Genomic DNA, 26074 nt, shown 5'->3' with positions numbered 1-26074 from the left:
AAGGATCGGCGCATGCCCGGCCCGACGAACGCCCGCAAATCGACCTCGCCCTTCGCCCGCCTGAACGAGCTTCTGGCAGGCGTCGAGCCCGGTCTGCCGGCGATCAACCTCACCATCGGCGAGCCGCAACATCCGATCCCGTCCTTCGTGGCGCCTGTGATCGCGGAAAATGTCGCGCTTTTCGGCCGCTATCCGCCCATTCGCGGCACCGACGCCTTTCGCCAGACCATCGCCTCCTGGCTCGACACGCGCTACGGCCTCCAGGCCCGCATCGATCCCGCACACATGGTGCTGCCGCTGAACGGCTCTCGCGAGGGCCTGACGCTCGCCGCCCTGAGCGCGCGCCAGCGCCGGTCCGACATCGAGAAGCCGGTCGTGCTGCTGCCCAATCCGTTCTACCAGGCCTATGCCGCCGGCGCCGAAGTCGCCGGCGCGGAAGTCGTCCTGCTCGGCTCCGGCACAGAGGGCTCGTTCCCCGATCTGGCCAATGTGGCCGAGGACGTGCTGGCTCGCACCATCGCCGTCTACATTGCCTCGCCGACCGCGCCGCAGGGCGATGTCGCGACGCTTGACGACTGGACCGGCGTGATCGCCATCGCCCGCCGCTTCGATTTCATGGTCTTCGCCGACGAGTGCTATTCCGAGATCTACCGCGCGACGCCGCCGCCCGGCGTGTTGCAGGCGGCCGACAGGCTCGGCGCCGGCTATGCCAACATCCTGACCTTCCATTCGCTGTCGAAGCGGTCGAACCTCCCGGGGCTGCGCTGCGGCTTCGTCGCCGGCGATCCCGCCTTCCTCGACAACTGGCACCATTTCCGCAATGTCGGCGCACCGCAGGTACCCGGCCCGATCCAGGCCGTGGCCGTCGCCGCCTATTCCGACGAAAGCCACGTCGCGGAAAATCGCGCCCTCTACAACGCCAAATACGATGCCGCGCTGGCAACGCTGGGCCCAAAGGTCCGCGCCACGCGGCCCGAGGGCGGCTTTTTCCTCTGGCTCGAAGTCGGCGACGGCGTCGAGGCGGCGCAGCTTCTGTGGCGCGAAGCCGGCGTGCGGACTATTCCCGGCGCCTATCTGTCGCTGCCGCTGCCGGACGGGAGCAATCCCGGCACACCCTTTATTCGCGTCGCCATGGTCCAGGATCAGGCGACGACCCAGGAAGCCTTGACCCGTATGGCGCGGGTTCTCGGCTAGACCGTTTTGAAGCGAAGCGGAACGCTTCGCCGCAGGAATAAACCGCTTCGGTGAAGCGGTACGACTAGAGCATCGGGCCCGAAAGCGGGGCTGGTTTCGGAAGACCGAGGCTCGAACGAAGGAGGCCGTGCCGTGATGGCTCCGATAGCATCGGCGACACACAGCACGCGCGTGCAAAGGACATGACCGGACAATGCGTTCGACACGATCGGTTTCGATGCCCATGCCCTCCGAGGACGAGGACGGCATGAGCCGGCTTGTCCGCAAACATCTCGGACATCTGGTCGGGCTGGCGCTCATCGCCGGCACCGCTGCCATTGCCACGGCCTTGGCCACCTGGACCGTCGACGATCCGTCGCTGTCCTATGCGGTGACCAAGCCCGCCGCCAACATGCTCGGCCTGCCCGGCGCCATCATCGCCGATCTGCTGATGCAGTTCTTTGGGCTCGCCGTCTCGGTGCTGCTGCTGCCGGCCGTGGTCTGGGGCTGGCGTTGCCTGTTCGGCGGTCGCAAGTTCCGCAAGACCATGCTGCTTTCCTGGCTCGGCGCGAGCGCCTTCGCGGCAGCCCTGCTGGCGCTGGTGCCGGTGACGGCCAAATGGCCGCTGCCGACCGGCATGGGCGGCGTGATCGGCGACATCTTCGCCCGAATTCCCGCGCTCATCGTCGGCACACCGGTCAGCACCAACGCCAGCTTCGTGGCTGGCGCGATTTTCGCCGCCGTGGCGCTGGCCCTGTTCCTTCATGCCACCGGCTTCCTGCGCTTCGGTCGCGAGGACGACGAAGCCCTGCCGGTCCGCGAGCCGGCCCGCGCCGCGCCCAAACGTCCGCGCGCCGACGACAATTTCGATGATGCCGACGACATGATGGGCGAGGAGGAGCGCTCGAGCTTCTTCGCCGTGCCGCTCGGCGCCCTGGCGCACTTTGGCTACTCGGCCCGGGCGAGCCTCGGCCGCCTGCTCGGCAGGGGCAGCGCCGAGAAGGCCGAACGCCGCGCGCTGGCGGAAGCCGGCGAAGGACGCAGCGGACGCGTCGAGCCGCGCATGGCCGGACAAGCGAGCGCGCGCGTCAAGACAGCGCCGGTCGAAGAGGAATTCGACGACTGGTCGGAAGACGACGAGGCGGATATGCCGGCGGCGGTCGCCCCGCGCACCGCCCAGCCAGCGGCCCGTCCAAAACCCGGCAAGCGCCAGACGCGCGAGCCACAGACGACGCGCGGCCGCAACGACGTCTTCGAACTGCCGACGCTCGACTTCCTGACCCCGCCCCGCGCCGTCGATCCGCGCGCCAAGATCAACACCGAGGCGTTGGAGCAGAACGCCCGCGTGCTGGAAGGCGTCCTCGACGATTTCGGCATTCGCGGCGACATCATCCATGTCCGGCCCGGCCCCGTCGTCACCCTGTATGAGCTCGAACCCGCGCCCGGCATCAAGTCGTCGCGCGTCATCGGCCTGGCCGATGATATCGCCCGCTCGATGAGCGCGATCGCCGCCCGCGTCGCCGTCATTCCCGGCAAGAACGCCATCGGCATCGAACTGCCGAACGCCCGCCGCGAAATGGTCTTCTTGCGCGAAATGCTGGCCGCCAACGATTTCGAGCAATCCAAGGCGCGTCTGCCGATCGGCCTCGGCAAGACGATCGGCGGCGAGCCCGTCGTCGTCGACCTGTCGCGCATGCCGCATCTGCTGGTTGCCGGCACCACCGGCTCGGGCAAATCGGTCGCCATCAACACCATGATCCTGTCGCTGCTCTACCGGCTGACGCCGCAGGAGTGCCGGTTGATCATGATCGATCCGAAGATGCTGGAACTCTCCATCTATGACGGCATCCCGCATCTGCTGACGCCCGTCGTCACCGACCCGAAGAAGGCCGTCGTCGCGCTCAAATGGACCGTGCGCGAGATGGAAGACCGCTATCGCAAGATGTCGAAGGTCGGCGTCCGCAATATCGACGGCTACAATGCCCGCGTCGGCCAGGCCCAGGCCAAGGGCGAGATCCTGACGCGCACCATCCAGACCGGCTTCGACAAGGAGACGGGCGAGGCAGTCTACGAGCAGGAAGACCTGCCGCTGGATCCGATCCCCTACATCGTCGTCATCATCGACGAGATGGCCGATCTGATGATGGTGGCCGGCAAGGATATCGAAGGCGCCGTGCAGCGCCTGGCGCAGATGGCGCGTGCCGCCGGCATCCACGTCATCATGGCGACGCAGCGTCCCTCGGTCGACGTCATCACCGGCACGATCAAGGCGAACTTCCCGACCCGCATCTCGTTCCAGGTCACGTCCAAGATCGACAGCCGCACCATTCTCGGCGACCAGGGCGCCGAGCAGCTGCTGGGCCAGGGCGACATGCTCTACATGGCCGGCGGCGGCCGCATCCAGCGTGTCCATGGTCCCTTCGTCAGCGACGAGGAAGTGGAAAAGATCGTCTCCCACCTCAAGCTGCAGGGACGTCCCGAATATCTCGACGCCATCACCGAAGACGATGGCTCTGGCGATGAGGGCGGCGATTCAGGTTCGTCGGTAGTGGGCGGCGAGGAATCGAACGATCTCTACGACAAGGCCGTCGCCGTGGTCTTGCGCGACCGCAAGGCCTCCACCAGTTATATCCAGCGTCGCCTCTCCATCGGTTACAACCGCGCCGCCTCGTTGATCGAGCGCATGGAAAAGGAGGGCCTTGTCGGGGCCGCCAACCATGCAGGAAAACGCGAAATTCTCGTCGAAGGCGAGGAAGACGGCCGGTTCTGACGAACGCGAAATCGCCATCAAGCGGAACTAGGTTTCGAGGCAAGGCGTTTTCAAACCGGCAAGTGCCGGCGCTATCGACACACGTAGCGGCCAAGAATCGCGAATGACGATCGCGAACGGCGCAAAAACGCGAACCACGCGAAGGATGTCCATCGTGACGATCGATATGCAGGCCAATTCGACCCGGCGTCGCTTCCTGACCACCACGCTTGGGCTTGGTGCCGCGGTCGCGCTCGGCGCGATCGGCCTTCCCGGCCAGGCGCAAGCGGCCTTCAACGCCCAGCAGATGGCGGCGCTGCGCAAGATCAACACCTATTTCAATTCCATCCGCACCATGCAGGGCCGCTTCATCCAGTTCGGCCCGAGCGGCGAGCAGTCGGAGGGCGTGTTCTTCCTCGCCCGTCCCGGCAAGATCCGCTTCAACTACAGCCCGCCGGTGAAGATGGACGTCGTTGCCGACGGCAACCAGGTCGCAATCCGCGACAACAAGATGATGACGCAGGACCTCTATCCGCTGAAGAAGACGCCGCTGCGCTATCTTCTCGCCGACCAGATGGACCTGACTTCGTCCAACATCGTGCGCAAGCTGATCGAGGAACCGGACCTGATCTCGCTGGTTCTGGAGCAGGGGTCGGCCTTCGGCGGCGGCAGCCTGAAGCTGATTTTCGACACCAAGACCTATGAGCTGCGCCAGTGGGTCGTCACCGACGCGCAGGGTCTCGACACCTCGGTCGCCGTCTATGACGTCGAGATCGGCAAGCCGGCTGACCCCAAGCATTTCAAGATCAACTACTACCTGCCCAACAAGAGCCTGAAGTGATCCGGCTCGCGACCTTGTGAACGAACGGCTGGTTTGGAACCGCTCCAAAACCTTGAATTCGATCCTGGCGCTCCCAAATCATAGAACAGCGGGCCATTCCATCGATCGGTAGTGCCCCCCGTCTCGCCGAAGATGGTCCCGCGAAGCGCCGCGTCACTAGACGGGCGCAAGGCGCTGAAAAGCGCAACGCCCAGCTTCCCCCCGGAGCTGGGCGTTTCCTTTCGTGGCATCCCTTTTCGGATTTCCGGGACAAGACCTGAGGCGCCCGGGCTTCAAAGGAGGGCCCAGGAATTCCTGCAGACATTCGGGCCAGCGCTCCGCCATCATCCTGAGGTGCTTCGCGTCAGCGAAGCCTCGAAGGAGGCTCCAGCTGGGCCTTTCGACCTCGCAGCCCAGATGCCATCGTCTCCATCAGGGCGCTTCATGGCCCCTCCTTGGAGGCGCGGCTGCGCCGAGCGCCTCAGGATAATGCTCGAGTTCTTCGACTTACGAGCCAAACACTCGGGATGACGGCGGAGCCGTCCGACCAAGCCGGGAAGTCCCCTGCCGCGGTTTTTCATTGGCATCCACGGCCCGATTGCGTATTGCGGGCCCCGCGGTTCTTCCTCCGCCGGGGCTTTCCATGACCATCAGCATCGCCACCTGGAACATCAATTCGGTTCGCCTGCGGATCGACCTCGTCACGTCATTTCTGGAGGCGCACCGGCCGGATGTGCTCTGCCTGCAGGAGATCAAGTGCATCGAGGACAATTTCCCGGCCGGCGCCTTCAACAAGCTGGGCTATGTGCACCAGGCCGTCCATGGCCAGAAGGGCTATCACGGCGTCGCCACCGTCTCGCGCAAGCCGTTCATCGAGACGAAGCGGCGCGGCTTTTTCGGCAAGGAAGACGCCCGCCATATCTCGGTCACGCTGACGGATCGCGAACTGCCGATCACGCTGCATAATTTCTACATTCCCGCCGGCGGCGACGAACCCGATGTCGCGATCAACGAGAAATTCGCCCACAAGCTCGGCTTCCTGGAAGAAATGAAGACCTGGCTGACTGGCGCGGAGACCAGCGGCCCGGCCATCCTCGTCGGCGATCTGAACATCGCGCCCTATGAGCACGACGTCTGGTCGCACAAGCAGCTGCTCAATGTCGTCAGCCATACGCCGGTCGAGACGAAGCTGCTGGAAGAGGTCCGCGAGGCCGGCGGCTGGATCGACGCGATGCGCCAGTTCGTGCCGATGGACGAGAAGCTCTACACTTGGTGGAGCTACCGCGCCAAGGATTGGGAAACGTCCAATCGCGGCCGTCGCCTCGACCATGTCTGGGTGACGCCGCCACTGCGCGCCCGCCTGCAAGGCATCAAGGTGATCACCGAAGCGCGCGGCTGGAACAAGCCGTCCGACCACGTCCCGGTCATCGCGCGGCTGGCGATCTAGGATCTTTGGCAGGTTTTTCCCGGGGGTGAAGCCGTGCACGGCATGATGGCCGTGCGCCCTTCCTGCGGCAGCCCCCCGGCAACCCAGCAGCGCCCATCATCCTGAGCGTCCAGCCCGCAAGTCGAAATGCTCGACCATCATCCTGAGGTGTCCGGCGAAGCCGGGCCTCGAAGGAGGGTCCAGGGAGGGCCCTGATGGAAACAATTGGACTTAGGCTTCGCTGACGCGAAGCGCCTCAGGATGATGGCGGAGCGGGACCATCGGCGTGGTCCAGAAGCTCGGCAGCGTATCGTCGGCCCATAATTATACCGATCGGTTGACTATTCTTCGGCGCGCGCTATATTCAACTACATGGTTGAACATAGCGCCCCCCATCTCAACGACGTCTTCCACGCCCTGGCCGATCCGACCCGGCGGGCGATGGTGGCGCGGTTGTCGCAATCGGAACAGACGGTCAGCGAACTGGCCGCGCCGTTTTCGATCACGCTCGCCGCCGCCTCGAAGCACATCAAGGTGCTGGAGCGCGCCGGGCTGGTCGCCCGCAGGATCAAGGGCCGCACGCATCTCTGCCGGCTCGAGGCCGCGCCGCTCCATGCCGGCATGGAATGGATGCGCCACTACGAAAAGTTCTGGCAGCAGCGCCTCGACATTCTCGACGACCTGCTCGCGGCCGACGACGCCGCGTCCAAAACCCAGGATTCCAAAGATACTCAAGCACCCCAAGGCAACCAGGACACCAGCGAAGGAGCAGGGTCATGAACAATCTTGGCGAAATGAGAATTGGCGAACCGGCAGAGGACCGCCTTGGCGATGTATTTGCACGCGACGCCGTGCGCATCGAGCGTCTGATGACGGGCCCGATCGAGCGGGTCTGGAGTTATCTGATCGACCCGGACAAACGGCGGAGCTGGTTTGGCGGCGGCGAGATCGAGCCCCGCGTCGGCGGCAACGTCGAGATCCAGATCCAGAATGCCGATCTTTCAGCGGTCGGTGACCTGCCGCCACCAAAATATGCCGAGCATGCCGGGCCGGGCCAAATCCTCGGCCGCGTCACCGCCTGCGAGCCGCCGCATCTGTTCGGCTTTCGGTGGGAGCATGGGCCGGAGCTGGTATCCGACGTACGCATCGAGCTGGAGCCGAAGGGCGACAAGGTGCTGCTGCGGCTGACACACACCCGCCTGCCCTCGCGCGACGCGCTGGTCAGCGTCTCGGCCGGCTGGCACACCCATCTCGGCATTCTCGAAGCGACCCTGGCCGGCGAGGCGCCCGACAGCTTCTGGCGCAGCATGACCCGGCTCGACGCGGTCTACGACCAGCGCATTCCGCCCTGGTAGGCGAACGCCAGCCCCCACACTGCCGACGAACTGCATTCCATCACTTCCAGCCAGGGAGGCTGTCATGCTGCTCAAAGACAAGATTGCCGTGATCTATGGCGGCGGCGGCGCCATTGGCGGCGCGACCGCCCGCACCTTCGCCCGCGAGGGAGCCGAGATCTTCCTCGCCGGCCGGACGCTGGAGCGGCTCGAGCGCGTCGCCGCCGATATCCGTGCCGAAGGCGGCCAGGTGCATGTCGAAATTGTCGACGCGCTGGACGAGAAGGCCGTCCGCGACCATGCCGACCGTGTCGCCACCCAGGCGGGCGGGATCGACGTTGCGCTCAACGCCGTCAGCATCGTCCACACCCAGGGTCGGCCAATGGCAGAGGTCGGCGTTGACGAGTTCATGCATGTCATCACGGACAATCTCCGCACCAATTTCGTCACCGCGAAAGCGGTGGCGCGGCACATGAAGGGGAGCGGCGTGATCCTGACGCTGACCGCGCCCGGATCGCGCATTACCAGTCCGGGCTTCCTCGGCCATGGCGTCGCCTGCGGCGCGGTCGAGACGTTTTCGCGGCTGCTGGCGGTGGAACTGGGTGGTTCGGGCATACGGGTGATCTGCCTGCGCTCGGATGCCATCCCCGACGCGATCCCGCTTTCCTATACGCAGGGGCTATTCGACGACATGACGCGGCGTTTGGGCACGACGACGGACGCGTGGATCGAACAGCATGCCAGGCAGGATACGCTGCTTGGCCGGCTGCCGAAGCTGGAACAGGTAGCGGACTATGCCGCCTTCGTCGCCTCGGATAGGGCCGGCGCCATGACCGGCGCGCTGGCGAATTTGACCTGCGGCTCGATACTGGATTGAAGCGCGAAGCCCCGTCCGGGGCTGCTAGCGGTTCCCGGCAGCGTCGGGGCCGCTGTCGAGCCTGGCTTCCAGACCGCCAAGCTCGTGGACGGTTTCCATCAGCTGGTCGGCGATGCGCGTGTGCATCCGCGCGGCCACGTCGGGATATTCCGTCAGGATACGGCGCATCAGCGTGCGGTCGATCTCGATCACCAGCGCGTCGCCGGCGGCGGTCGCGGTCGCCGGCCGGCGTGTTTCGATGAACAGCGCCACCTCGCCCAGAAGCGTACCGGGACCGTAAACGCCGAGCTGCTTGAGCGTCTCGCCGTGGCCGACCGACATTTCGATCTCGCCCGACATCACAACAAAGCCGGACAATGCCTTGCTGTCGCCCCGAAACAGCACGCGCCCCGCCGGCAATTCCAGCCGCGTCGCGCTGAAGGCGATCAGCCGCAAATGATCCGTCGCCAGCTCCGCGAAGAGCGGCACCGTCGAGAGAAGGGCTATATCCTGTTCAAGCGTCACGCCGACATTCCTGCTCCGAGCCGCGATCGAAGCAGCATACAAACAACCTGTATCATGGAACCAGTTTGTATCCGCCCGCTTCGGTCACGAGAAGTTCCGCAATCGACGGCTCACGTTCGATTTTCTGCCTGAGGCGATAGATATGAGTTTCGAGCGTGTGCGTCGTGACGCCGGAATTATATCCCCAGACTTCATGCAGCAGGATATCACGGCCGACCACCTTCTCGCCGGCGCGATAGAGGAATTTCAGGATCGACGTCTCCTTTTCGGTGAGACGGATCTTCTGGCCGCGCTCGTCGAGCAGCAGCTTGGCGCTGGGGCGGAACGTGTAGCGGCCGATGGTGAAGGTGGCGTCTTCGCTCTGCTCGAACTGGCGCAGCTGCGCGCGGATGCGGGCCAGCAGCACGGCGAACCGGAACGGCTTCGTCACATAGTCGTTGGCACCGGCTTCCAGACCCAAAATGGTGTCGGATTCGGAATCATGCCCGGTCAGCATGATGATGGGCGCCTTGAAGCCGCCCTTGCGCAGCAGTTTTACCGCTTCGCGCCCGTCCATGTCGGGCAGGCCGACATCCATGATCAACAGGTCGGTCGGTTCGGCCCGGGCGCGCTGGACGCCCTTGGTGGCCGTCCCCTCGTCCATCAGCTCGAACTCTTCGTAGAGTGACAATTGCTCGACCAGACTTTCGCGCAGCAGATCGTCGTCATCGACGACCAGAATTCGCCGTGCAGCCATTGCGCTTGCCCCTGACGGTTTCCTCGGGTTTCGTGGCAGTATCCGAGGTGCGTTTCTAATTCGGTCGACTAAGGTTTAGACCTCAATCACGGTGCGGCGCAAGAAGCGGCGCGTTTCCGGAAAGAGCGGTACTTGTCTTACGAAACATCTCCTTCAAATGCCGCAACACGCCTTCGCGCGCCTCGCGGACGGCAGACCTTGTTCGTTCAGGCCCGGCCCGGCGCACCAACAAAGGGCATACTGCGGATAGGCAGCCTGCGCGTGCCATGCGCGCTGGGTCGCTCCGGCATCACCCACAACAAGCGCGAAGGCGATGGCGGTACCCCCGCCGGCCGCTATCGGCTGCTCGACATCCGCTATCGCGCCGACCGGGTTCTTCGCCCGACGACGAATCTGCCGCTGCGGGCGACACGCGCCTCGGATGGCTGGTGCGACGCCGTCGGCGACCGCAACTACAACCGCCCCGTTTGCCGGCCCTATCCGGCCAGCTCGGAAACGATGTGGCGCGACGATTCTCTCTATGATGTCGTCGTCATTCTCGACTGGAACATCTCGCGCCGCAGCCAGGGCCGCGGCAGCGCCATTTTCTTCCATCTGGCGCGGCCTGGCTTTACGCCGACCGAGGGCTGCGTCGCCGTCCACCTCTCCGACATGCGCCGAGTTCTAAAACGTCTCCGGCGCGGCGCGGCGATCGAGGTAAGGTAGCTCCCCTGCCAAGCTGCAGCACACCACCCTCAACATCCTGAGGGGCCCGAAGGGCCGTCTCGAAGGGCGCAGGACGGTCATGCAACGCATCTTGCCGGGCAGATGGCACACCGGCCCTGCGTCCTTCGAGACGGCTTTCTGCGAAAGCCCCTCAGGATGATGGAGGGTGTGTCTGGCAGAACTGCCGGATCGCCTTGCGATCCTCCTTCTTTCACCTCTCCCTGAGGGAGAGGTAACGAAGCAGCATCACCAGGTGACAGATCAGGCCGCAGGCTCTTCCGGGACCACAGGCGCGACGGGCTCCGTCACCACCGGCGGGCGTGAGCCAAAGATCGCGCCGCCGACGCGCACATGCGTCGCGCCAAAAGCAATTGCCGTTTCGAAATCGCCGCTCATGCCCATGGAGAGATTTTCCACGCCGATCTCGGCCGCCATCTTGGCCAGCAGCGCGAAATGCGGTCCTGCCGCTTCGCCGGCCGGCGGAATGCACATCAGCCCGCCAATCGTGAGCCCATGCACCGTGCGGCAACGCTCGACGAATTCGGCCGCCTCACGCGGCGCAATGCCAGCCTTTTGCGGCTCCAGCCCGGTATTCACCTGCACGAACAGTTTTGGTGTCCGGCCCTGCTTGGCAATCTCGTCGGCCAGCGCGCCTGCGATCTTGTCGCGATCGACCGTATGGATCGCGTCGAAAAGCGCGATGGCTTCCTTCGCCTTGTTCGATTGCAGCGGGCCGATCAAATGCAGCTCGATATCGTCCGCCATTTCGCGCAGCAGCGGCCACTTGGCCTGCGCCTCCTGCACCCGGTTTTCGCCAAAGCGGCGCTGGCCGGCGGCGATGACGGGACGAATCTCGTCGACATCGAAGGTCTTCGACACGGCGATCAGCTGGGCCGAACCCGGCTGGCGGCCGGATTGCACTTCCTTGTCCCTTATGCGGGCGAGGACGGAAGCCAGCCGGGACTGGACATCATCGGGCTTGAGATCGGGCATGTCGCCTCCAGCTGGAGCGTTTTCGAGCGCAGGGACGCGGTTCGCGTGAGGAAAGCGCGGTCCTGCAAGGGATGAGAGCGTTACGCCGTTCGTTGAAACAGGGAAAGGCTCCAGAATGTTGCTGCGCCTAGCATGGCGGGCGGTGGCGCTCAACCGACCGAAGGCGGCCCGAACGCCCGCCTCGACGCCTGCGGCAGCGATAGCGGTTGACCGGACGGCGCGTTTCTGGTGAAGGTCGCACCCTGTTCCGGCGGCATTCGTCGCCCTTTTCCCACTCTTTTCGACGACGGACCATGGCCATAGAACGCTACAACCCTCGGGATGCCGAACCGCGCTGGCAGCGTGTCTGGGCCGAACAAAACATTTTCGAGACGAAGAACGACGATCCGCGTCCGAAATACTACGTGCTCGAGATGTTCCCCTACCCGTCTGGACGCATCCATATCGGCCATGGCCGCAATTATGTGATGGGCGACGTGGTGGCCCGATTCAAGCGGATGAAGGGCTTCAATGTCCTGCATCCGATGGGCTGGGATGCGTTCGGCCTGCCGGCGGAAAACGCCGCCATCGAGCGCAACAGCCATCCGAAGATCTGGACGTACGAAAACATCGAGACGATGAAGGCGCAGCTGAAGCTGCTCGGCCTGTCGCTCGACTGGAGTCGCGAGATCGCCACCTGCGATCCGTCCTATTACGCCGAACAGCAGCGTATCTTCACCGACTTCTTCGCGGCCAACCTGACCTATCGCAAGGAGAGCGAGGTCAATTGGGATCCGATCGACAACACCGTGCTCGCCAATGAGCAGGTGATCGACGGTCGCGGCTGGCGTTCGGGCGCGCTCGTCGAGCGACGCAAGCTGTCGCAGTGGTTCTTCAAGATCACCGAGTTTGCTGAAGAGCTGCTCGGCGCCTTGGACGAACTCGAGCGCTGGCCGGACAAGGTCCGGCTGATGCAGAAGAACTGGATCGGCCGTTCCGAGGGCCTGATGGTCCGCTTCGGCCTCGACGCAATTTCCGCCCCGACCGGCGAGACCGAGATCGAGGTCTACACGACCCGTCCGGATACGCTCTATGGCGCTTCCTTCGTCGCCATCGCCGCCAACCATCCCCTCGCCGCCAAGGTCGCTGAAAACAATCCGGCGCTGGCCGACTTCATCGTCGAATGCGGCCGTACCGGCACCTCGGCCGAAGCGATCGAGACGCAGGAAAAGAAGGGCTTTGATACCGGCATCCGCGCCAAGCACCCGCTGGTGCCGGGCTGGTACCTGCCGGTCTATGTCGCCAACTTCATCCTGATGGATTATGGCACCGGCGCCGTCTTCGGCTGCCCGGCGCATGATCAGCGCGATCTCGACTTTGCCCGCAAATATGACCTGCCGGTTCAGGCCGTCGTCCTGCCGGAAGGTGCGGACTCGCTGACATTCAATGTCGGCGACGTCGCCTATACCGATGACGGCACGCTGTTCCGTTCCGATTTCATGAACGGCATGTCCATCCCCGAGGCCAAGGAAGCCGTGGCGCTGCGCCTCGAAGGCCAGTTGCTCGGCAATGCGCCGCAGGCCAAGCGCCAAGTCAATTTCCGCCTGCGCGACTGGGGCATCTCGCGCCAGCGCTATTGGGGTTGCCCGATCCCCATCATCCATTGCCCGAGCTGCGGCCCGGTCGCGGTGCCGAAGGCGGACCTGCCAGTCAAGCTGCCGGACGACGTCACCTTCGACCAGCCCGGCAATCCGCTGGATCGGCACGCGACGTGGAAGCACGTCAAATGCCCGAACTGCGGCGAGGCGGCGACGCGCGAGACGGATACGATGGACACGTTCGTCGATTCGTCCTGGTATTTCGCCCGCTTCGCCAGCACGCCCGGCGAAGCCGCCCTGAGCCAGGAAGCCGCCGATCAGTGGCTGCCGGTCGATCAATATATTGGCGGCATCGAGCACGCGATCCTGCACCTGCTCTATTCGCGCTTCTTTACCCGCGCTCTGGAACACACGGGACGCGTCTCGGTGAAGGAGCCCTTCGCGGGTCTCTTCACCCAGGGCATGATCGTGCACGAGACCTACAAGGATTCGGCCGGCAAGTGGCTGTTCCCGGAAGAGGTCGAGAAGCGCGCCGACGGCACCTCCGTCAAGATCGGCACCGAAGAGCCGGTCACGGTCGGCCCGCCGGAGAAGATGTCGAAGTCGAAGAAGAATGTCGTGCCGCCGGAAGTGGTCGCCGACACCTATGGCGTCGACTGCGCCCGCTGGTTCATGCTTTCCGACACCCCGCCCGAGCGCGACAGCGAATGGACGGAAGCCGGCATCGAGGGCGCATGGCGCTTCACCCAGCGCCTCTGGCGTCTGGTCGGCGAGGCGGTCGAGCTTTCCGAAGCCGGCCAGGCCAAGCCCGACGCTATCGGCCCGGAAGCCGATGCGCTGCGCCGCGCGACGCACAAGCTGGCGGCCCATGTCGAGGACGACATCGACCGGCTGCGTTTCAACGTCGCCGTCGCCCGCATCCACGGCTTTGCCAACGTATTTGCCGAAGCAATTTCGAGCGCCCGCAAGAACGCCGAAACGAGCGGCGAAAAGCCTGCCGACGATCTCGCCTTCGCGCTGCGCGAAGCGGCGACGTTCCTGGTGGCTGCCATCGGCCCGATGATCCCGCACCTCGCCGAGGAATGCTGGATCGTGCTCGGTCGCGAAGGGCTGGCGGCCGAAGCGCCCTGGCCCGTCGTCGACGCTGCCCTGCTGGTCGAGGATCAGCTCGTTCTGCCGATCCAGATCAACGGCAAGAAGCGCGCCGAATTGACAATCTCGGCAACCGCATCCGAAACTGAGATCGAAGCGGCCACGCTGGCGCTCGATGGCGTCATCAAGGCGCTCGAAGGCCGCGTCCCCCGCAAGATCGTCATCGTGCCGAAGAGGATCGTCAATGTCGTCGTCTGATCGCGGACAGGATTTGGCACGGCTTGTCGCCGCCTCGGCGCGCAAGTCTCGGTTCGGGGGCATCTCGCGGATGGCGCGGAGCGGCCTTGTTGCCCTCGCGCTTGGCGCGCTGGCCTCTGCCTGCACCATCCAGCCGGTCTACATGCCGATTGCCAATGGCCCCAACGTCGGGAGCAGCCTGAAGGCGATCCAGGTCGAGGATGTCAGCGACCGCGTCGGCCAGGAAGTCCGCAACAATCTGATTTTCGGCTTCACCGGCGGCGGCAATGCATCCCCGCCGCTCTATGATCTGTCGCTGCGCGTCACCTCTTCCGAGGCGCGTCTCGGCTTCGAGCGCGACGAGACGGCGCCGGCCTATTCGGTCACCGTCACCGTTGCCTACGAGCTGAAGGAGATCAGCACCGGCAAGGTGATCCTTCGTTCGCTGAACCGCGGCATCGCCTCCTATGACCGCTCGAACCAGGCCTTCGCCAACGAGCGTGCCAAGATCGACGCCCAGAACCGCGCGGCGCAATCGGTCGCAGAGGACATCCAGCTTCGCCTCGCCGCGGCGCTGGCCCGGGGCAAGTCCAGCTAGACTGAAGTGCAGCCGCACGGAACGAACGCCGTTGTCACCTCTCCCTGAGGGAGAGGTCGACGGCCGAAGGCCGGCGGGTGAGGGTTTACGGCCTCACCCGATGGTTGCCTAAGCCCCTACTCGGAGCTCCGCTCCGACCTCTCCCTCGGGGAGAGGCGAATAGCCGGATTCTTGCCAGATGGATCTCGCTCTACAGCCTTCGGCCCGGACGACAACACCATGGTCCAGATCAAACCTCAGGATGCCGACCGGTTTTTGAGCCGGCCGGATCCCGGCATCCGCGTCGTGCTGCTGCATGGCAGCGACACCGGCCTCATCTCCGAGCGCGCCAGCGCCTTCGCCAAGACAATTCTCGGCAAGAGCGACGACCCCTTCGCGCTCGTCCGGATTGATTCCTCCGAGATTGCTTCCGACACCGGCCGCCTCGCCGACGAAGCCAACACCATCGCCCTGTTCGGCGGCTCCCGCGCCATCTGGGTCAAGGTCGCCGGCAACCGGCCAATCCAGGCCGCCGTCGAGGCCGTGCTCGCCAATCCACCCCAGGACGCCTGGATCATCCTGGAGGCTGGCGACATCAAGAAGGGTGTCGGCCTCCGAAAGCTCTGTGAGAATTCGCGCGGTGCGGCGGCGCTTGCCTGCTACGCCGACAATGATGCGGCGCTCGACCGGATGATCGATTCCGAATTGCAGGCAACCGGCCTCAAGATGGATCCGGACGCCCGCACGCTGCTGCGCAGCCTGCTTGGCGCCGACCGGCTCGCCAGCCGCTCCGAAGTCGCAAAGCTCTGCCTGTATGCCTTGGGTGAGCCGTCGATCCATGTCGAGGCGGTACGCGCGGTGGTCGGCGATGCCGGCGCTTCGGCCACCGACGAGGCTGTCGATGCGGCGGCGTTGGGCGACGCCGGCAGCCTCGACAAGGCATTTCGGCGCATCCTCGGCTCCGGCACGGCGGCTTTTGTTGTCGCCAACGCCGCGCTGCGTCATTTCCAGCTGCTGCACCGGATCAAGACGGCGATCGAGGACGGCGTGCCTTCGGCAACCGCGATCGAGCGCAATGCCGGCGGCATCTTCTTCCAGCGCAAGGGCAAGCTGGAACAGCAGCTGCGCATCTGGCCGGCCGATCGGCTGATGCTGGCGCTCGAACGTCTGGATCGGGCGATCTTTGATAGCCGGCTAAAGGCAAACATAGCCGACGAAGTCATTGCCCAGGCCTTGCTTTCCGTCGCGATGATGGCCCGCGTCCGACGCTAGAATGTTCGCCGGCTAACTCGATCGATTGAAATTTGGACCTATGCCGAAGCGCTACTCGCGCTTCAGCAGCCGGCAAATTTCATCGAGCTGTTCCAGCGATTTGTAGCGGATCTTCAGCTCGCCGGTGCCGTTCGACTTGTGGTCGATCGTCACCATCAGGCCGAGGCTGTCGCCGAGCAGCTTTTCCAGCGCCCGCGTGTCCGCGTCCTTCTCGGCCCGGTTGGCGGCGCGCTGGGCGCCACCCTTTTTCGGCTCGTTCTGCGTCAGCGCCTCAGCGTCGCGAACGGTCAGACCCATCTCGACGATGCGCTGCGCCACGGCTTCCGGGTTGTCTACGGTGACGAGCGCGCGGGCATGGCCCGCCGTCAGCTTGCCGTCGCGCAGATAGGTCTGAACCGCGGGCGGCAGCTTCAGCAGGCGTAGCGTGTTGGCGACATGCGGCCGGCTCTTGCCGATCACGTCCGCCAGCGCCGTCTGGCTATAATCGAATTCGTCGATCAGCTGCTGGTAACCCAGCGCTTCCTCGAGCGCATTCAGATCGGCGCGCTGGACGTTCTCGATGATCGCGAGCTCGAGCGCTTCCTGATCATTCACGTCGTGGATGATAACAGGCACGTCATGCAGCGCCGCACGCTGCGCCGCGCGCCAGCGCCGCTCGCCGGCAATGATCTCATACGCGTCCGTCCCGCCGCCCGGAACCGGGCGAACGAGGATCGGCTGCATGATGCCCTTTTCGCGGATCGAGGCCGTCAGATCGGCAAGATCCGCTTCCTCGAAAGCCTTGCGGGGATTGCGCGGATTGGCACGCAGGTACTCGATCGGCACCCGGCGCGAATTGCGCGAGCGATCTACCGGCGCCGATTCCTGGCCAACATCGCCGATGAGAGCGGCAAGTCCGCGTCCAAGCCTGCGGCGCGATCCATCTTCCATGCTCATAGCGTCAACTCCTGCAAAACTGGATTCCACCGCCGCGCCAAAAAATCAGGCTGCGCGCAGGCGCTTTTCGCGTTGAATGATCTCCGAGGCGAGCCGGAGATAGGCCTGGCTGCCGGTGCTCTTGAAGTCGTAAAGCAGCACCGGCTTGCCATGCGACGGCGCTTCCGAGATGCGGACATTGCGCGGGATCACCGTGTCGTAGACGACATCGCCCATATGCGCCCGCACATCGGCAACCACCTGGCTGGCCAGATTGTTGCGGCTATCGAACATGGTCAGCACGATGCCGTGGATCGACAGTTCCGGGTTCAGCGCATGCTTGACCTGATCAACGGTCTGCAGCAGCTGGCTCAAGCCTTCGAGCGCGAAGAACTCGCACTGCAGCGGCACCAGGATCGAATGCGACGCCGACAGCGCGTTGATCGTCAGCAGATTGAGCGAGGGCGGGCAGTCGACCAGCACATAGGTATAGTTTCGGTTCCGACTCGATTCCGGCCGCTGCATGTGGCTGGCGATGGCGCGGCGCAACTTGAAGGCGCGGTCCGACCGGCTGGCGATTTCCAGTTCGACGCCCAGCAGATCCATGGTCGACGGCGCTACCGAAAGTCTCGGCACGGCGGTTTCCATGACGATCTCGGCCAGGGTCGATTCCCCGACCAGCACATCATAGGTCGATCGCAAGCGGCTCTTGCGGTCGATGCCGAGCCCGGTCGAGGCGTTGCCCTGCGGGTCGAGATCGACGATCAGCACTTCTTCGCCAATTGCGGCCAGCGCCGTACCGAGGTTGATCGCCGTCGTCGTCTTGCCGACGCCACCCTTCTGGTTGGCGAGCGCGATCACACGCGGCAAGGGCGGTAACAGCGACGGCGGGGAAAACGAGTCGGCATAAGACATCGGCGGCCTCTTGGATGGAGCGCGGGATCAGTTGGTCCGGCGCTCTGCCCGGCAAATTTCGACGATCGAACTACGTTCATCGATCATGCTCTTGTGTCTTATCAGATCGAGAGACCAAGATTTAGAGGCATCCTCGAGTTCCCACTCAAAATCTTCACCTTTATGAAAGGTTCCTGTGGCACCGGCCGCGAGAACCGGAGCGGAGAGATCGAGCAGGTTGGTCAGCGAGGCGAGCGCGCGGGCGCTGATGCGCTCGACCGGCTCGCTCCATTGTTTCAGAACCGATTCGATCCGGCCTTCATGCACGATGGCCTTGGCGCCCGTCTCGCGAATGACGGTGCGCAGGAAGGCGCATTTGCGCTGATTGGCCTCGACGCAATGGACGATAGCCCCCTCCTGATCGGCCAGCAGAATGCCGGTGATCATGCCGGGCAAGCCGGCGCCGCTGCCGAGATCCATCCACTTTCGCGTGTCCGGAAACAGGGCGACCAGCTGCGCGCAATCGGCGACATGCCGGGTCCAGATCTGGCCCAACGTATTCGGCGACACCAGGTTTTGCGCCGGCTGCCACTTTCGCAGAAGTGCGACATAGCACTCCAACCGCTCGCGTGTTTCACGTGAAACGGGGAGAATGGCCTCGACGGCCGCGATCGTATCGGTCATGCAACGGTCCGGATGGCTTGAGGGCGACGACGCGCCGTGGTCAGGAGAAGCGCCAGCGCTGCCGGCGTCATGCCTTCTATGCGGCCTGCCTGGCCAAGCGTTGCCGGACGAACCAGCATCAGGCGCTGGCGCAGTTCGTTCGAAAGCCCTTCGATGCGGCTGTAATCGAGATCGTCACCCAGCGCCACAGCCTCGTCGCGCTTTACCGAGTCGATATCGTTTTGCTGCCGATTCAAATAAACGGCGTATTTCGCGTCGGCCTCGATCTGATCGAGGATGGCAGGCTGGAAACGGCCAAGCTCCGGCCAGACCTGCACCAACCGTGCCGCATCAATATCGGGATAGGCCAAGAGGTCAAAGGCCGAACGTCGTACGCCGTCCTGATTGACACCCAGGCCAACCTTCACGGCTTCATTCGGCGTCAGATTATGCGCGGCGAAGGCCTTGCGCGCCTGCGAAAGCTGCTCCAGCTTGGCGGCGAAGGCTGCTTCGCGACGGGCGCCAACCGCGCCAATGGAGAGGCCAAACGGCGTCAGGCGCTGATCGGCATTATCCGCCCGCAGCGACAGCCGATATTCGGCGCGCGAGGTAAACATGCGGTAGGGCTCGGTGACACCGCGCGTGATCAAATCATCGATCATCACGCCGATGTAACTGTCCGACCGGCTGAAGGCGACGCCGTCTTGGCCACCGGCGCGACGCGCCGCATTGAGACCGGCGACGACGCCCTGCGCCGCTGCTTCCTCGTAACCTGTGGTGCCGTTGATCTGTCCGGCGAGGAACAAGCCTTCGACCTTCTTGGTCTCCAGCGACGCGGTCAGTTCGCGCGGATCGACATGGTCATATTCGATCGCATAGCCTGGCCGCAGGATGACCGCGTTTTCCAATCCGGGAATGGTCGCGACAAGCGCGCGCTGCACATCCTCCGGCAAGGAGGTCGAAATACCATTCGGATAGATCGTGGAATCGTCCAGCCCTTCCGGTTCCAGGAAGATCTGGTGTGAATCGCGCTCGGCGAAGCGGACAACCTTATCCTCAATGCTCGGGCAATAGCGCGGGCCACGGCTTTCAATCTGGCCGGAATACATAGGCGAGCGATGCAGATTGGCGCGGATCACCGCATGGGTCGCTTCGGTCGTGCGCGTGATGAAGCAATCAACCTGCTCGCGATCAATGCGCGTCGTCAGCGTCGAAAACGGTTCCGGCTCGTCATCGCCGGGCTGGCGATCGAGACCATCATAATTGATGGTGCGGCCATCAAGACGGGCCGGCGTACCGGTCTTCAGTCGAGCCAGATTAAAGGCGTGGCGTTCCAGAGCAGCGGAAAGGCCCATCGCCGGCTTTTCGCCGACACGCCCGGCAGGAGTCTGGGTCTCGCCCAGATGGATAAGCCCGCGCAAGAAGGTGCCCGTGGTGATCACCACCGCGCCGCAAACAATCCGACGACCATCGGCCAGCACGACGCCCGCAATCCGGCCCTCGACAACCGTCAGGTCATCCGCCTCGCCCTCGACCACGGTCAGATTAGCGGTCGAGAAGATTTCGGCCTGCATCGCTTCGCGATAGAGTTTTCTGTCTGCCTGGGCGCGCGGTCCGCGCACGGCCGGGCCCTTGCGGCGGTTCAGCATGCGGAACTGGATGCCACCGGCATCGGCGATACGCCCCATCAATCCGTCCAAGGCATCGACTTCGCGAACGAGGTGTCCCTTGCCCAAACCGCCAATGGCCGGGTTGCAGGACATGACGCCGATGGTGTCGCGCGAATGGGTCACTAGGGCCGTGCGGGCGCCGAGCCGCGCCGAGGCAGCGGCCGCTTCCGTTCCAGCGTGGCCGCCGCCAATCACGACGACGTCAAAAATGGCGTCTGCTGCGCTCGTCATAGTTCCGATCCTGTTGATCGCGTTTTCGTAGTCGCTTGGCCGAACCGCGTCAAAGACAAAACTGTTTCACGTGGAACACGGATGCGAAACGATGCCTATTTGCCAATACAGAATTCGGCAAAGATAACGTCGAGCAGGTCCTCAACATCGACCTTGCCGGTCACCCGGCCAAGCGCGTCGGCGGCGCTGCGCAGGAGCTCGGCCTTCACCTCGATAGCGCGATCGCCTTCGCGCTCCAGTTCCTGAAGATAGGCAAGCGACCGTGCGATGCCGTCACGCTGGCGTGTCCGGGTAATCAAGGCCGAGGGCATGGGACGTGCCAGCCGCAGGGCGCCACCAATGGCGCGGATCAGGTTATCCAGGCCGGTGCCGCTACGCGCCGACACAGCAACATCGGCTTCGCTCGCGACTCGTTTCGAGTCCGAATCAATGAGGTCAAGCTTCGTACGAACCCTTAGGATTGGGCCATTTTCGGAAATCGTTTCGGGCCAGGAGTCCTCGTCCGACAGAGCGAGGACCAAGTCGGCAACGCCCGCCCGACGACGGGCGCGGGCAATTCCCTCGCGCTCGACAACACTTTCCGTCTCGCGCAATCCCGCCGTGTCGATCAGCGTCACGGCATGGCCGTCAATATCCAGCGCGACCTCGATCAGGTCGCGGGTGGTGCCAGGCTCGGCCGTGACGATGGCCGCCTCGCGGCGCACGAGCGCATTCATCAGGCTGGACTTGCCGACATTCGGCGCGCCCAGCAGCACGACCTCAAAGCCGCTCCGCACCCGTTCGCCAAAATGCTGATCATCCAGATGCGCCGCCATCTCGCGGGCGACCGAAGCTGCCTCCTGCCATGCTGGCGCCATGACGTCATCCGGGACATCTTCCTCATCGACAAAGTCCAGTCCGGCCTCGATCAAGGCGCGGGCGCGGATCAGGCGATGCCGCCAATCCTCGTAGAGCTTTCGAAGCTCGCCCTCCGCCTGCCGAACCGCCAGACGGCGCTGCATTTCGGTTTCAGCGGCGACCAGATCGGCCAGGCCTTCGATCTCGGTCAGGTCGGCGCGGCCGTTCTCGAAGGCGCGGCGGGTGAATTCACCGGCCTCGGCATGGCGATATCCTGGCAGAGTTCCAAGCGCCTTCAGCACGCTGGCGATAACCGCGCGGCCGCCATGAACCTGCAATTCGGCGACGTCCTCCCCGGTAAAGCTGGCCGGACCCGGAAAGAACAGAACGAGTCCACGATCAAGAATGTCTTCCGATCCAGGCGCGCGTAGCGTCCGCAGCGCCGCCATCCGGGGCGCGGGTACATCACCAATCAACGTTTCGAGTCCGAATCGAACGTTCGCGCCGCTGAAACGGATGACGGCCACGCCAGAGGGCGCCGCGCCGCTCGACAAGGCGAAGATCGTGTCGTGTCGTTCGATGGTCATTCCCGCCTACTCAATCCTTGCCTGATCTCTGTACCCCTCGGCCAATCCGGTGGCCCAGGGCTTTGGTGCATCTCCGCAGCCAACGCTTGCGCACCCGCCATGGAGGTCTACCCTCGGACGTCGCCGCCACAAAGGCTCTAACTTGCGAAAGCCGTCATGTCCGAAAATCTGCTGCGCCTCGAGACCAGCCCCTATTTGCTCCAGCATCAGGACAATCCTGTTCACTGGCGCGGCTGGAACGCCGCGGCGCTGCAGGAGGCACATGACCGCGACGTGCCGATCCTGCTGTCGATCGGCTATGCCGCCTGCCACTGGTGCCATGTCATGGCGCATGAATCGTTCGAGGACGACGCGACGGCCGCGGTGATGAACCGTCTCTTCGTCAACATCAAGGTCGATCGCGAGGAACGGCCCGACATTGACCAGATCTACATGGCGGCCTTGCACGCGCTGGGCGACCAGGGCGGCTGGCCGTTGACGATGTTCCTGACCCCCGACGGCAAGCCGATCTGGGGCGGCACCTACTTTCCCAAGACGTCGCGTTATGGCCGTCCTGGTTTCGTCGACGTGCTGGAGCAGATTTCTGCCTTCTACCAGAACGACCGGGAACAGATCCTTGCGCAGGCAAACCGCATCGCCGCGCATATAGCCCCGCGCCCACAGGCTGCCGGGCCGGCGCTTGGACGTGACCTGCTCGACGAAGCGGCGCGGTCGATCCTGTCGATCATGGATCTGGAGCGCGGCGGCACCAAGGGCGCGCCAAAATTCCCCAATGCCGCCGTCACCGATTTTCTGGCCCGCAGCGCAACGCGCAACGGCGAAGACGTCTATGCTCAGGCCGTCGCTGCGACCCTGAACGGGCTGTCGAATGGCGGCATTTTTGATCACGTCGGCGGCGGCTTGGCCCGCTACAGCACCGATGCCGATTGGCTCGCGCCGCATTTCGAGAAAATGCTCTCCGACAATGGCCTTGTCATCGAGCAATGGGCGCTGGCTTCCCGAGCCGGACCGATGGCCACGACGTATCGGAACCGAATCGAAACCACCGTCGCTTGGCTTCAACGAGAAATGCTGCTGCCGGGCGGCGCATTTTCGGCCAGCCTCGACGCGGATTCAGAAGGGCATGAGGGGCGGTTCTACGTCTGGAACCGCGCCGAGCTGGACCAATTCCTGGTGCCCGACGACGCCGCTCTCATCGCGGAACTCTACGACATCAGCGAAGGGGGCAATTGGGAAGGCGTTTCGATCCCGAATCGATTGAAGACCCCCGCCCCGCTATCCGCCGTCGACGCAGTTCGCGCTGAAAGATTGCTGGCGCGGATGCAGGAACATCGCGCCATGCGCATTCGTCCCGGCCTCGACGACAAGATCCTGGTCGACTGGAACGGCTATGCCATTTCCGGCCTCGCGACCGCCGGCATGCTCCTGCATCGCCCCGATTGGATCGAAATGGCCGAGCAGGCGTTTCGTTTCATAACCGAATCCATCGCCCGGGATGGCCGTCTCGGCCACGCGGCGCGCAACGGGCAGATGGTGTTTCCGGGCTTCTCCTCCGATCTGGCGTCCATGGCCAAGGCGGCGATCACGCTGCATCAGGCAACCCAGGATGCGGTCTATCTGGATCATGCCGCGCGTTTTCTCGATGACCTTGAAGCCCATCATGGCGACGGAGACGGCGGTTATTTCTTCACCGCCGATGACGCCGAGGCGCTCATCGTTCGAAAGTCCGACCGCATCGACGACGCCGCACCCAATCCGCATGGCCTCGCCGTCGAGTGTCTTGTCCGGCTGTGGGCGCTGACTGGCAACGATCTCTATCGCGACCGAGCGGATGCCATTCTGGAAGCTGCCGCTTCGGCGATCGCCACCAATGTGTTTGGGTCGGCCAGCCTGCTATCGGGGCTCGATCTCCGTCTCGCGGTTCAGACCATCGTGATCCTGACGCCGACCGGCAGCGATGGCGCATCGCTCCGAGATATCGTCCTGCAAAATTGGCAACGCCATTTCGTGCTCGATGTGCGGACGGAAAGTTCGAGCTTGCCGACCTCGCATCCGGCGCACGGCAAGACCGCAATTGATGGAAGGGCGACGGCCTATGTCTGTCGCGAGGGTGCCTGCTCGCTACCGCTCACCGATCCGCAAGCCCTGGCTGCTCACCTCGCCGGACATGGCTAACGGATCGCTAACGCTCCGATCCCGATGGGTTAACACCCAAACGCAAAAAGGCCGGGCGATTGCCCGGCCTTTTCTCATCCCAAGCGCCGCGCGAAGCGTCGCAAAATTCTCGATCAGGTGTTCATCTGGTCGAAGAAATCGGAGTTGTGTTTCGTCTGCTTGAGCTTGTCGAGCAGGAACTCGATCGCGTCGACCGTACCCATCGGCATGAGGATGCGGCGCAGGACATACATCTTCTTGAGCACGTCCGGCGGAACGAGCAGCTCTTCCTTGCGGGTGCCCGAACGGGTGATGTCGATCGCCGGGAAGGTCCGCTTGTCGGCCACCTTGCGGTCCAGGATGATTTCCGAGTTACCGGTTCCCTTGAACTCTTCGAAGATGACTTCGTCCATGCGGCTGCCGGTATCGATCAGGGCGGTCGCGATGATCGTCAGCGAGCCGCCTTCCTCGATGTTACGGGCGGCGCCGAAGAAACGCTTCGGCCGCTGCAGCGCGTTCGCATCGACACCACCGGTCAAGACCTTGCCGGAGGACGGCACGACGGTGTTGTAGGCGCGGCCGAGGCGGGTGATCGAATCCAGCAGGATGACAACGTCGCGGCCATGTTCGACCAGGCGCTTGGCCTTTTCGATGACCATTTCGGCGACGGCGACGTGGCGGGTTGCCGGTTCGTCGAAGGTCGAGGAAATGACCTCGCCCTTCACCGAACGCTGCATGTCCGTCACTTCTTCCGGACGCTCATCGATCAGGAGAACGATGAGGTAGCACTCGGGGTGATTTTCAGCGATCGAATGGGCGATGTTCTGCAGGAACACCGTCTTACCGGTGCGCGGCGGCGCTGTGACGAGCGCGCGCTGGCCTTTGCCGAGCGGCGCGACCAGATCGATGATCCGGGGCGTCATGTCCTTGCCGTGCTGAACTTCGAGCTCCATCCTGAAGCGCTCGTTCGGGTAGAGCGGCGTCAGATTGTCGAAGTGAACCTTGTGGCGCGCCTTGTCCGGGTCCTCGAAATTGATTGTCGAGACCTTGAGCAGGGCGAAATAGCGCTCGCCATCCTTCGGACTGCGGATATAGCCCTCGACCGTATCGCCGGTCCGCAGCGAAAAGCGGCGGATCTGCGAGGGAGAGACGTAAATATCGTCGGGTCCAGCCAGATAGTTGGCGTCGGGGGAGCGCAGGAAGCCGAAGCCATCCTGCAGCACTTCGACGACGCCCTGTCCGACGATCTCGACATCGTTGTCAGCCAGCTGCTTCAGGATCGCGAACATAAGCTCCTGCTTTCGCAGGGTGCTCGCATTCTCGACCTCAAGTTCCTCGGCGAAGGCTAGCAGCTCCGTCGGGGATTTGGACTTGAGGTCCTGTAGTTTCATTTCACGCATGGGTTTTGTGAATCTCGTTGGGATTCAGGAAAGGATGGATCGAAGGATATCGAAAGGGGATTGGCAGAACTTCAGCCTGGCGGGAACTATGCCCACCGGCGCGATGCTTCGGTCGTCCCTGGCAGGTCAACCGGCATCCGTCTGCTTCGACAAGATGGCGCACCATAATCGCTCGCCGGTTCCACGGCAAGCGGCAGAAACGTCGCAAATACGCAGAAATTCAGAACGGCTTGACGACGACCAGGATGACAATCAGCACCATCAGGACGGTGGGGATCTCATTGGCGAGGCGAAAAGCGCGCTCCGACCGGCTGTTCCGGTCCGCCGCGAAAGCCTTGCGGCATGACGCCAGCCACATATGGAAAACCGACATGGCGATGACAAGAACGAACTTTGCCATGAACCAGGGCTGCTGTTCCCAGCCGCCGAGACGGACAATCGTCAGGCCGGTGATCCAAGTCAGGATCATCGCCGGATTCATGATCATCCGCAACAACTTGGCTTCCATCACCTTGAAGGTCTCGGACTTGTCCGAACCGACCGCAGCACTGGTGTGATAGACGAAAAGACGCGGCAGGTAGAAGATGCCGGCCATCCAGGCGATCACCGAAATGACGTGCAGCGCCTTGATCCAGTCATAGTAAGCCATTG

General features: G+C 63.8%; 22 protein-coding genes. 12 read left to right on the top strand and 10 right to left on the bottom strand.

Annotated features, from left to right (window positions below; genetic code table 11):
- Positions 1–12: 12 nt before the first annotated feature.
- From OSH12_RS24250 to OSH12_RS24220, 7 genes are all read left to right on the top strand, one after another.
- Positions 13–1194, top strand: coding sequence for an aminotransferase class I/II-fold pyridoxal phosphate-dependent enzyme (locus tag OSH12_RS24250; protein ID WP_266346220.1), 1182 nt, complete (start codon positions 13–15; stop codon positions 1192–1194).
- A 193-nt stretch (positions 1195–1387) separates the two neighbouring features.
- Positions 1388–3943, top strand: coding sequence for an FtsK/SpoIIIE family DNA translocase (locus tag OSH12_RS24245; protein WP_266346219.1), 2556 nt, complete (start codon positions 1388–1390; stop codon positions 3941–3943).
- Positions 3944–4097: 154 nt separating this feature from the next.
- The gene (locus OSH12_RS24240) at positions 4098–4763 is read left to right on the top strand and encodes a LolA family protein (protein ID WP_266346218.1); all 666 of its coding nucleotides are present in this window, start codon (positions 4098–4100) and stop codon (positions 4761–4763) included.
- A 622-nt stretch (positions 4764–5385) separates the two neighbouring features.
- Positions 5386–6189 (top strand): exodeoxyribonuclease III, encoded by an 804-nt coding sequence (gene xth, locus OSH12_RS24235; protein ID WP_266346217.1) that lies wholly within the window; start codon positions 5386–5388, stop codon positions 6187–6189.
- Between the two features lie 351 nt (positions 6190–6540).
- Positions 6541–6948 (top strand): ArsR/SmtB family transcription factor, encoded by a 408-nt coding sequence (locus tag OSH12_RS24230; protein ID WP_266346216.1) that lies wholly within the window; start codon positions 6541–6543, stop codon positions 6946–6948.
- Positions 6945–7523 carry an SRPBCC family protein gene (locus OSH12_RS24225; RefSeq protein ID WP_266346215.1) on the top strand — a complete coding sequence of 193 codons (579 nt, stop codon included), beginning with the start codon at positions 6945–6947 and terminating at the stop codon, positions 7521–7523. The genes OSH12_RS24230 and OSH12_RS24225 overlap by 4 nt, the downstream gene beginning before the upstream one ends.
- A gap of 64 nt (positions 7524–7587) precedes the next feature.
- Positions 7588–8379, top strand: coding sequence for an SDR family NAD(P)-dependent oxidoreductase (locus OSH12_RS24220; protein ID WP_266346214.1), 792 nt, complete (start codon positions 7588–7590; stop codon positions 8377–8379).
- A 24-nt stretch (positions 8380–8403) separates the two neighbouring features.
- Here the strand turns inward: OSH12_RS24220 and OSH12_RS24215 are convergent, their stop codons facing one another.
- Both OSH12_RS24215 and OSH12_RS24210 read right to left on the bottom strand, forming a co-directional pair.
- On the bottom strand, positions 8404–8883 hold the full coding sequence (locus tag OSH12_RS24215) for a cyclic nucleotide-binding domain-containing protein (RefSeq protein ID WP_266346213.1): 480 nt from the start codon (positions 8881–8883) through the stop codon (positions 8404–8406).
- Positions 8884–8935: 52 nt separating this feature from the next.
- Positions 8936–9619 carry a response regulator transcription factor gene (locus OSH12_RS24210; RefSeq protein ID WP_266346212.1) on the bottom strand — a complete coding sequence of 228 codons (684 nt, stop codon included), beginning with the start codon at positions 9617–9619 and terminating at the stop codon, positions 8936–8938.
- Positions 9620–9817: 198 nt separating this feature from the next.
- On the opposite strand from OSH12_RS24210, the gene OSH12_RS24205 reads away from it, so the two are divergent.
- Complete coding sequence (locus tag OSH12_RS24205; protein WP_266346211.1) at positions 9818–10324, top strand: L,D-transpeptidase family protein; 507 nt, start codon at positions 9818–9820, stop codon at positions 10322–10324.
- 261 nt (positions 10325–10585) lie between these two features.
- Here the strand turns inward: OSH12_RS24205 and OSH12_RS24200 are convergent, their stop codons facing one another.
- Positions 10586–11317, bottom strand: coding sequence for a YggS family pyridoxal phosphate-dependent enzyme (locus OSH12_RS24200; protein WP_266346210.1), 732 nt, complete (start codon positions 11315–11317; stop codon positions 10586–10588).
- Between the two features lie 293 nt (positions 11318–11610).
- On the opposite strand from OSH12_RS24200, the gene leuS reads away from it, so the two are divergent.
- The 3 genes from leuS to holA all read left to right on the top strand — a co-directional run bounded on the left by leuS (position 11611) and on the right by holA (position 16072).
- Positions 11611–14244 carry a leucine--tRNA ligase gene (leuS, locus tag OSH12_RS24195; RefSeq protein WP_266346209.1) on the top strand — a complete coding sequence of 878 codons (2634 nt, stop codon included), beginning with the start codon at positions 11611–11613 and terminating at the stop codon, positions 14242–14244.
- Complete coding sequence (lptE, locus tag OSH12_RS24190) at positions 14231–14821, top strand: LPS assembly lipoprotein LptE (RefSeq protein WP_266346208.1); 591 nt, start codon at positions 14231–14233, stop codon at positions 14819–14821. The genes leuS and lptE overlap by 14 nt, the downstream gene beginning before the upstream one ends.
- A gap of 219 nt (positions 14822–15040) precedes the next feature.
- Entirely contained in the window at positions 15041–16072 is a 1032-nt protein-coding gene (holA, locus tag OSH12_RS24185) for a DNA polymerase III subunit delta (RefSeq protein ID WP_266346207.1), read from the top strand.
- Between the two features lie 51 nt (positions 16073–16123).
- On the opposite strand, the gene OSH12_RS24180 is transcribed toward holA, so the two are convergent.
- The 5 genes from OSH12_RS24180 to mnmE form a co-directional block, all read right to left on the bottom strand.
- Positions 16124–17008 (bottom strand): ParB/RepB/Spo0J family partition protein, encoded by an 885-nt coding sequence (locus tag OSH12_RS24180; protein WP_266346206.1) that lies wholly within the window; start codon positions 17006–17008, stop codon positions 16124–16126.
- A 45-nt stretch (positions 17009–17053) separates the two neighbouring features.
- Positions 17054–17902 carry a ParA family protein gene (locus tag OSH12_RS24175; protein WP_323180723.1) on the bottom strand — a complete coding sequence of 283 codons (849 nt, stop codon included), beginning with the start codon at positions 17900–17902 and terminating at the stop codon, positions 17054–17056.
- Between the two features lie 27 nt (positions 17903–17929).
- Positions 17930–18565, bottom strand: coding sequence for a 16S rRNA (guanine(527)-N(7))-methyltransferase RsmG (locus OSH12_RS24170; protein WP_266346205.1), 636 nt, complete (start codon positions 18563–18565; stop codon positions 17930–17932).
- Positions 18562–20445: a tRNA uridine-5-carboxymethylaminomethyl(34) synthesis enzyme MnmG gene (mnmG, locus tag OSH12_RS24165; RefSeq protein WP_266346204.1), complete on the bottom strand. Its 1884-nt coding sequence runs from the start codon at positions 20443–20445 to the stop codon at positions 18562–18564. The genes OSH12_RS24170 and mnmG overlap by 4 nt, the downstream gene beginning before the upstream one ends.
- Positions 20446–20540: 95 nt before the next feature.
- Positions 20541–21869 (bottom strand): tRNA uridine-5-carboxymethylaminomethyl(34) synthesis GTPase MnmE, encoded by a 1329-nt coding sequence (gene mnmE, locus OSH12_RS24160; RefSeq protein WP_380224676.1) that lies wholly within the window; start codon positions 21867–21869, stop codon positions 20541–20543.
- A gap of 156 nt (positions 21870–22025) precedes the next feature.
- Here mnmE and OSH12_RS24155 point away from each other — a divergent pair, with 156 nt between their 5' ends.
- Positions 22026–24044 (top strand): thioredoxin domain-containing protein, encoded by a 2019-nt coding sequence (locus tag OSH12_RS24155; protein ID WP_266346203.1) that lies wholly within the window; start codon positions 22026–22028, stop codon positions 24042–24044.
- Between the two features lie 113 nt (positions 24045–24157).
- Here the strand turns inward: OSH12_RS24155 and rho are convergent, their stop codons facing one another.
- Positions 24158–25423 carry a transcription termination factor Rho gene (rho, locus tag OSH12_RS24150; RefSeq protein WP_266346202.1) on the bottom strand — a complete coding sequence of 422 codons (1266 nt, stop codon included), beginning with the start codon at positions 25421–25423 and terminating at the stop codon, positions 24158–24160.
- Between the two features lie 220 nt (positions 25424–25643).
- Positions 25644–26072, bottom strand: a complete 429-nt coding sequence (gene hemJ, locus OSH12_RS24145; RefSeq protein ID WP_266346201.1) for a protoporphyrinogen oxidase HemJ — start codon at positions 26070–26072, stop codon at positions 25644–25646.
- Positions 26073–26074: the final 2 nt, after the last annotated feature.

The organism is Kaistia terrae (assembly GCF_026344005.1).
Classification (GTDB): domain Bacteria; phylum Pseudomonadota; class Alphaproteobacteria; order Rhizobiales; family Kaistiaceae; genus Kaistia; species Kaistia terrae.
This window is presented reverse-complemented; position numbering and strand designations above follow the sequence as displayed.

Bases quoted from the DNA above. Each gene is read 5' to 3' on its own strand.
- OSH12_RS24250 (WP_266346220.1), top strand. From the start codon at position 13: ATGCCCGGCCCGACGAACGCCCGCAAATCGACCTCGCCCTTCGCCCGC.
- OSH12_RS24245 (WP_266346219.1), top strand. From the start codon at position 1,388: ATGCGTTCGACACGATCGGTTTCGATGCCCATGCCCTCCGAGGACGAG.
- xth (WP_266346217.1), top strand. From the start codon at position 5,386: ATGACCATCAGCATCGCCACCTGGAACATCAATTCGGTTCGCCTGCGG.
- OSH12_RS24230 (WP_266346216.1), top strand. From the start codon at position 6,541: ATGGTTGAACATAGCGCCCCCCATCTCAACGACGTCTTCCACGCCCTG.
- OSH12_RS24225 (WP_266346215.1), top strand. From the start codon at position 6,945: ATGAACAATCTTGGCGAAATGAGAATTGGCGAACCGGCAGAGGACCGC.
- OSH12_RS24220 (WP_266346214.1), top strand. From the start codon at position 7,588: ATGCTGCTCAAAGACAAGATTGCCGTGATCTATGGCGGCGGCGGCGCC.
- OSH12_RS24210 (WP_266346212.1), bottom strand. From the start codon at position 9,619: ATGGCTGCACGGCGAATTCTGGTCGTCGATGACGACGATCTGCTGCGC.
- OSH12_RS24200 (WP_266346210.1), bottom strand. From the start codon at position 11,317: ATGCCCGATCTCAAGCCCGATGATGTCCAGTCCCGGCTGGCTTCCGTC.
- leuS (WP_266346209.1), top strand. From the start codon at position 11,611: ATGGCCATAGAACGCTACAACCCTCGGGATGCCGAACCGCGCTGGCAG.
- lptE (WP_266346208.1), top strand. From the start codon at position 14,231: ATGTCGTCGTCTGATCGCGGACAGGATTTGGCACGGCTTGTCGCCGCC.
- holA (WP_266346207.1), top strand. From the start codon at position 15,041: ATGGTCCAGATCAAACCTCAGGATGCCGACCGGTTTTTGAGCCGGCCG.
- OSH12_RS24180 (WP_266346206.1), bottom strand. From the start codon at position 17,008: ATGAGCATGGAAGATGGATCGCGCCGCAGGCTTGGACGCGGACTTGCC.
- OSH12_RS24175 (WP_323180723.1), bottom strand. From the start codon at position 17,902: ATGTCTTATGCCGACTCGTTTTCCCCGCCGTCGCTGTTACCGCCCTTG.
- OSH12_RS24170 (WP_266346205.1), bottom strand. From the start codon at position 18,565: ATGACCGATACGATCGCGGCCGTCGAGGCCATTCTCCCCGTTTCACGT.
- mnmG (WP_266346204.1), bottom strand. From the start codon at position 20,445: ATGACGAGCGCAGCAGACGCCATTTTTGACGTCGTCGTGATTGGCGGC.
- mnmE (WP_380224676.1), bottom strand. From the start codon at position 21,869: ATGACCATCGAACGACACGACACGATCTTCGCCTTGTCGAGCGGCGCG.
- OSH12_RS24155 (WP_266346203.1), top strand. From the start codon at position 22,026: ATGTCCGAAAATCTGCTGCGCCTCGAGACCAGCCCCTATTTGCTCCAG.
- rho (WP_266346202.1), bottom strand. From the start codon at position 25,423: ATGCGTGAAATGAAACTACAGGACCTCAAGTCCAAATCCCCGACGGAG.
- hemJ (WP_266346201.1), bottom strand. From the start codon at position 26,072: ATGGCTTACTATGACTGGATCAAGGCGCTGCACGTCATTTCGGTGATC.